The organism is Sphaerotilus sp., from assembly GCF_013299175.1.
In the GTDB taxonomy this organism is placed as follows: Bacteria; Pseudomonadota; Gammaproteobacteria; order Burkholderiales; family Burkholderiaceae_C; genus Sphaerotilus.
This window is the reverse complement of record NZ_JAAFKF010000167.1, coordinates 1-5,087: the sequence shown is the minus strand read 5'-3', so window position 1 is coordinate 5,087 and position 5,087 is coordinate 1. Positions and strand designations below refer to the sequence as shown.

At 69.0% G+C, this 5,087-nt stretch carries 5 protein-coding genes; all 5 read left to right on the top strand.

Translation table 11 applies throughout. The features are described from left to right. A partial coding sequence (locus QZW52_RS18485) for an NYN domain-containing protein (RefSeq protein ID WP_363227043.1) occupies positions 1 to 1,340 on the top strand: 1,340 nt, incomplete at its 5' end. A gap of 4 nt (positions 1,341 to 1,344) precedes the next feature. Beyond that, positions 1,345 to 1,923 carry a DUF302 domain-containing protein gene (locus tag QZW52_RS18480; RefSeq protein WP_294001462.1) on the top strand — a complete coding sequence of 193 codons (579 nt, stop codon included), beginning with the start codon at positions 1,345 to 1,347 and terminating at the stop codon, positions 1,921 to 1,923. Positions 1,924 to 1,925: 2 nt separating this feature from the next. Continuing rightward, positions 1,926 to 3,296: a cache domain-containing protein gene (locus QZW52_RS18475; RefSeq protein WP_294001459.1), complete on the top strand. Its 1,371-nt coding sequence runs from the start codon at positions 1,926 to 1,928 to the stop codon at positions 3,294 to 3,296. Positions 3,297 to 3,350: 54 nt separating this feature from the next. Continuing rightward, complete coding sequence (locus QZW52_RS18470) at positions 3,351 to 3,980, top strand: response regulator transcription factor (RefSeq protein WP_294001457.1); 630 nt, start codon at positions 3,351 to 3,353, stop codon at positions 3,978 to 3,980. Between the two features lie 156 nt (positions 3,981 to 4,136). After that, the coding region (locus QZW52_RS18465) for an ABC transporter substrate-binding protein (RefSeq protein ID WP_294001454.1) at positions 4,137 to 5,087 on the top strand (951 nt) is incomplete at its 3' end.

The window sequence follows — 5,087 nt, the reverse complement described above, 5'->3', positions numbered from 1 at the left end:
ATGCAGAACAACAGCGACTGGACAACTGGATGAAGTCGGCCCTTTTCGTGGATTTCGACAATGTGTATTCGGGCCTGCGCAAGCTCGATCCGATGGTCGCCGAGCGGTTCGGCCGCCACCCGCTGGAGTGGGTGCAGTGGCTGATCAAGGACTTGGCGCTGCCGGAGGGTGTGCCCGCCGATGCCCGCCGCCGCCTGCTGGTGCGCCGCGTCTACCTCAATCCGCAGGTCTACCAGCGGTTCCGCCCCTCGTTCAACCACGGCGGCTTCGAGATCGTCGATTGCCCCGCCATGACCAGCGAGGGCAAGACCAGCACCGACATCCACATGGTGCTCGACATGGTGGACTTGCTGCAGCACCAGGTGCATTACGACGAGTTCATCGTGTTCTCGGCCGACGCGGACTTCACCCCCGTGCTGCGCAAGCTGCGGCGCTGGGACCGGCGCACGACGGTGCTGGCGGTGGGCTTCCCGTCGGCGGCCTACCGGGCGTCGGCGGACCTGCTGATCGACACCGACCTGTTCGTGCGCGATGCGCTGGGCATGGGCGTCAGCGTGCGCGAGATGGAGGAGCCGCCGCTGCCGATGACCACGTCCGCCGAACCGCCGGTGGTGTCAGCCGCCCCGCCCGCCTTGTCCATCGCGTGCGCTCCGATGGCGGCCCTGCTGCCGAACACCGAGGCGCTGGTCGAGCGCATCCGGGCCGAGGTGCAGCGCGCCGACCTGCCGGTGCCGTGCGCGCGGCTGGCTTCGCGGCTGATGCACGAGTATCCGGGCTTGTCGCCGGACTGGCTGGGGCACGGCGGTTTCCGGCGCTTCCTCGACTCGCTGGCTCTGGCGCCGCTGCTGCTGGACTGGAGCGCCTCGGGCGGCCACCTCTACGACCCTGCGCGCCATGTGCTGCGCGCACCGACACCCGTGCGCAGTGGCTTCGATGCCTCCGACTGGGGGATCGAGCTGCCCGCGCTGGCACTGATCCGGCAGGTGCATGACACCACCGGCGTGCCGCTGCTGTCGCCGCGCGACTTCCGGGCGCTGTTCGAGGCGGTGGCCGCCGATGTCGCCGCCCAGCCTTTCCAGCTCAACGACACCGGCAAGCGCGTGCGCGACCAGTTGCGCGAGGCGGGCCACGATGTCAGCCGCGAGTCGGTGAACTGGGTGCTGCGCGGGCTGCTGCTGTGCGGCCACGAGTTCGGGCGGGGCGAGGACGACGTGCCCACGCTGTCCTACCGCCTGGTGGGCAACCTGATCAACCTGTGCCGGCGCGAGCAGCTCGCGATGGACGAGAGCGCGCCGGCCCAGTTGCAGCACTGGATCACCGGCGCCACGGCAGAGGTCTGATGCCATGGCACGCTGGACACGGCTGGCCACGGCCACAGGCACGGCGCTCTGGCTGGCCGCCGCACTCGGCGGCTGCAGCACGCTGCGCACCGCGGCGAACCTGGAGTCCGGCGCCGGCACCGAGGCCGTCCGGATGTGGGACCGCTGGGTGGACAGCGGTGGCGACATCGCCACGGCGACCACCTGGGAGCGCCGCGCTGCGCCGGGCGTGACGGTCGAGCAGATCGAGCAGGCGTTCGCCAGCGTCGCGGCCGAGTACAACCTGCGCGCCGTGGGCGAGCTGCCGCTGTCGAAGGAGTTGGAGGCCCGCACCGGCCAGCCGCAGAAGTTCCTCAAGGTCTACGGCTACTGCAACCCGTCCACGGCGCGCCGGATGCTCGATTTCTCGCCCGCGATGGCCGCCTACCTGCCGTGCCGCATCACGGTGATGGAGCGGAACGACGGACTGTGGCTCTACACACTCAACATGGACATGATGACGCGCATGGGGCGGCGCATGCCGGCGGAGCTGAGGGCCGAGACGGGGCGGGTGCGGGACGCGATCCGGGCGATGCTGGACCGGGGTGCGGCGGGCGAGTTCTGACGATGCGGCTCAAGCTCAAGGTCATGCTGCTCGCGATGATTCCGCTGATCGCCTCGGGCGGTCTCATCGCAGTGGCACAGTACCAGCAAGAGCAGTTGCTGGCACAGCGGCAAGAGGCGCTGGTTCGCCGTGCCTACATCGAGTCCGCGCGCGCCGACCTGCGCCATTTTGCGGCGCTGGCCTTGTCCACGCTCAGCCCGCTCTACAACACCGGCCGCGACGACGACGAGATCAAGCAGCAGGCCATGCGCCAGCTCGCCGCGCTCGACTACGGCAGCGACGGCTACTTCTTCCTCTACGACTTCGACGGCGTCAACCTGATGCACCCGCGCCAGCCGGGACTCGTCGGGCGCAACCTGCTCAAGCTCAAGGACGAGCAGGGCCAGTACCCGATCCAGGCCATGCGCGACCTCGCCCGCACCGGTGGCGGCTTCGTGGACTACCGCTGGAACAAGCCCTCGACCCAGGACATCGCGCCCAAGATCGCCTACGTCACGCCGCTGCCGCGCTGGAACTGGTGGTTCGGCACGGGGGTGTACGTCGATGACATCGACCGGGTGGTGGCCGACCTGAACCAGGCGCTGGCAGCGAGCACGGCGTCCACGATGCGCTGGATCGGGCTGATCATGGGTGGCGGGCTGCTGCTGGTGTTCGGCGGCGGGCTGTGGCTGAGCCTGCACGAGTTGCGCATGGCCGATGCCAAGCTCACCCTGCTGGCGCGCCAGGTGGTCGGCTCGCAGGAGGCCGAGCGCGCCCACCTCTCCCGCGAGCTGCACGACGGCACCAGCCAGACCCTTGTCTCGATCAAGCTGCTGACCGAGGCCGCGATGGACCGCCTGCCGCCCGAGGAAACCGTCACCCGCGCCGCGCTCGGCCGGGCGGTGGACCGGCTCACGGCGGCGCTGACGGAGGTGCGCGGCATGTCGCACCGGTTGCGGCCGGTCATGCTCGACACGCTGGGCCTGAGCGCGGCGCTGGGGCAGTTGACCGACGAGATGTGGGCGCACTCGGGCACGCACGCCACGGTGGTGGTCGAAGGCGCGCCGTTCGATCTGCCGGACGACATCAAGACGGTGCTGTTCCGCGTGACGCAAGAGGCGCTGACCAACATCCAGAAGCACGCGCAGGCGTCGGAGGTCGTGCTGACCCTGGTGTTTTCCAAGGGCGGGGTGCTGCTGCGCGTGCAGGACAATGGCGTCGGTTTCGACACCAACGCGGTGCTGCACCACCCGAGCCGGGGCATTGGCCTGCGCAACATGCGCGAGCGGCTGGACTCGATCGACGGGCAGCTTGGCGTGCAGTCCCGGCCCGGCGCCACCGTGGTGCTGGCCGATGTGCCGGAGTCCGCGGTCCTGCGTTTTGCCAGCGCCTAGCGTTGCCCCGCCCCCTTTCCACTTCCCCCAGCGGTCCTGCCACCGCCGCCCGACATGACCACACCTCGCATCCGCCTGCTGATCGTGGACGACCACGCCGTCGTGCGCGACGGGTTGAAGGCCGTGTTCAGCCTGGTGGACGACCTGGACGTGGTCGCCGAGGCGGGCAATGGCGCCGAGGCGATGGCGTGTGCCCGCCAGCACGACCCGGACGTGGTGCTGATGGACATCGGGATGCGGGGCGAGAACGGCATCGAGCTGGCGGCGCGCCTGATCGACGAGAACCCGGAGCGCGCCGTGCTGATGCTGACGATGCACGACGGGGTGGAACACGCCCAGCGTGCGCTGAAGGCTGGTGCGCGCGGCTACGTGCTCAAGGACTCGCGCTCGGCCGAGATCGTCGGCGCGATCCGCACGGTGCATGGCGGCGGCACCTACCTCAGTCCCTCGGTCGCGCAGGCGCTGTTCCGTGCGCCGCAGGCCCGGCCGATGCTCTCCGACCGCGAGCAGCAGATCCTGACCTTCCTCGGCCAGGGCCACCCGAGCAAGGTCATCGCCAGCGCGCTCGACCTGAGCGTGCGCACCGTCGAGTCCCACCGCCAGAGCATCCGCCGCAAGCTCAATCTGGCGGGGCAGGCGGAGCTGATCAAGTACGCGGTGGAGCACGCCGGGCGATCCGGGTGATACCGGACAGGGTTTGTGCGGGGTGGGTTTACGTGTGCGTAAAGCCGCTAGCTTGGTGTGCGTAGTGAGACGGTAGCGAGGCGAGCGGGCGGCAGCCACACTGCGGCACTGGATTTTCACCTTGCCCCACGTCGCCTCACCTCCGGAGACCGCCCCATGAACACCGCTGCCCAGACCTTCCGCGTCGCCTTCACCACCCTGGCCCTGGCCAGCGCGCTGTCCCTGGCCCATGCGGCCGAGCCGATCAAGATCGGCGTGTCCGGCCCGTTCACGGGCGGCTCGTCGTCGATGGGCGTGAGCATGCGCGACGGGGTGCGGCTGGCCACCGACGAGATCAACAAGGCCGGTGGCGTGCTGGGCCGCCAGTTGCTGCTGGTCGAGCGCGACGACGAGGCCAAGAACGAACGCGGCGTGCAGATCGCCCAGGAAATGATCAGCAAGGAGAAGGTCGCCGCCACGGTGGGCTACATCAACACCGGCGTGGCGCTCGCCTCGCAGCGTTTCTACCAGGAAGCCAAGATCCCGGTGATGAACAACGTCGCCACCGGCTCGCTGGTCACGCACCAGTTCGACGACCAGCCCGAGAACTACATCTTCCGCAACGCCGCGCACGACAGCATCCAGGCGCCGATGATCGTGGAGGAGGCTGTTGCCCGCCGCGGTTTCAAGAAGGTTGCCATCCTGGCCGACTCGACCAACTACGGCCAGCTCGGCCGCACCGACCTGGAGAAGGCGCTCGAACTCAAGGGCATCAAGGCGGTGGCGGTGGAGAAGTTCAACATCAAGGATGTGGACATGACCCCGCAGTTGCTCAAGGCCAAGGAAGCTGGCGCCGAGGTGGTGCTGACCTACGCGATTGGCCCGGAGCTGGCGCAGATCGCCAATGGCATGACCAAGCTGGGCTGGAAGGTGCCGATGATCGGCTCGTGGACGCTGTCGATGGCCAACTTCATCGACAACGCCGGCCCCGGCGGCGAGGGCGCGCGCATGCCGCAGACCTTCATCCAGGAGCCGACGACGCCCAAGCGCCAGTCCTTCATCATCAGCTACCTGAAGACCTTCAACCCGAAGAACGCCCGCATCGACTCGCCGGTCTCGGCCGCCCAG

Coding starts and splice junctions, on each gene's coding strand:
- QZW52_RS18475 (WP_294001459.1), top strand. CDS start 1,926: ATGCGGCTCAAGCTCAAGGTCATGCTGCTCGCGATGATTCCGCTGATC.
- QZW52_RS18470 (WP_294001457.1), top strand. CDS start 3,351: ATGACCACACCTCGCATCCGCCTGCTGATCGTGGACGACCACGCCGTC.
- QZW52_RS18480 (WP_294001462.1), top strand. CDS start 1,345: ATGGCACGCTGGACACGGCTGGCCACGGCCACAGGCACGGCGCTCTGG.